Origin of the sequence: Fretibacterium sp. OH1220_COT-178 (genome assembly GCF_003860125.1) — a bacterium.
Taxonomy (GTDB): domain Bacteria; phylum Synergistota; class Synergistia; order Synergistales; family Aminobacteriaceae; genus CAJPSE01.
Window position 1 is genome coordinate 1 of record NZ_RQYL01000065.1, and the last position, 1,125, is coordinate 1,125.

General features: G+C 61.4%; 1 protein-coding gene. It reads left to right on the forward strand.

What is annotated here, in order from left to right; translation table 11 throughout:
* Nucleotides 1-1,125 (forward strand): elongation factor Tu (gene tuf, locus EII26_RS12825; protein ID WP_124889540.1); only part of this gene is annotated, 1,125 nt, incomplete at its 5' end.

Consider the following 1,125-nt stretch of genomic DNA (forward strand, 5'->3'; position numbering starts at 1 on the left):
TCGCTGACGGCGGCGATCACGAAGTGTCTTTCGACTCAGAAGTGGGCGGATTTCACGGCGTACGACATGATCGACAAGGCCCCGGAGGAGCGTGAGCGCGGGATCACGATCAACATCTCGCACGTGGAGTACCAGACGGAGAACCGCCACTACGCGCACATCGACTGCCCGGGGCACGCGGACTACATCAAGAACATGATCACGGGAGCGGCGCAGATGGACGGCGCGATCCTGGTTGTGAGCGCAGCGGACGGCCCGATGCCTCAGACGCGCGAGCACGTTCTTCTTGCGCGTCAGGTGAACGTCCCCGCGCTTGTGGTTTTCATGAACAAGACGGACCAGGTTGATGATCCCGAGCTTCTGGACCTTGTGGAGATGGAGATCCGAGAGCTTCTGAACAAGTACGAGTTCCCGGGCGACGACATCCCGATCGTGCGCGGTTCTGCGCTTGAGGTGCTTGAGAAGGGCAACGGTACGCGCGAGGACCCGATCTGCAAGCCGATCTGGGATCTGATGGATGCTTGTGACAGCTACATTCCCGAGCCTGTTCGCGAGACGGACAAGCCCTTCCTGATGCCCGTGGAGGACGTGTTCACGATCACGGGGCGCGGTACGGTAGTGACGGGCCGCGTTGAGCGCGGGATCATCAAGGCGGGCGAGGAGGTTGCGATCGTCGGGATGAAGACGGACATCAAGAAGACGGTTGCGACGTCTCTTGAGATGTTCCGCAAGATTCTGGACGACGCGGTTGCGGGAGACAACGTCGGAATTCTGCTTCGCGGAGTGGACAAGGACGAGGTCGAGCGAGGACAGGTGCTGGCGAAGCCGGGCAGCGTGACGCCTCACACGAAGTTCAAGGCGGAGGTGTACGTACTGAAGAAGGAGGAAGGGGGCCGGCATACGCCGTTCTTCGCGGGTTACAAGCCCCAGTTCTACTTCCGGACGACGGACGTGACGGGCGGCATCAAGCTTCCGGATGGAGTTGAGATGGTGATGCCCGGGGATAACGCGACGTTCGAGGTGGACCTCATCGTTCCGATCGCGATGGAGGAGGGTCTCCGCTTCGCGGTGCGCGAGGGCGGCCACACGGTCGGCGCCGGCGTCGTCACCAAAATTCTTCAGTAG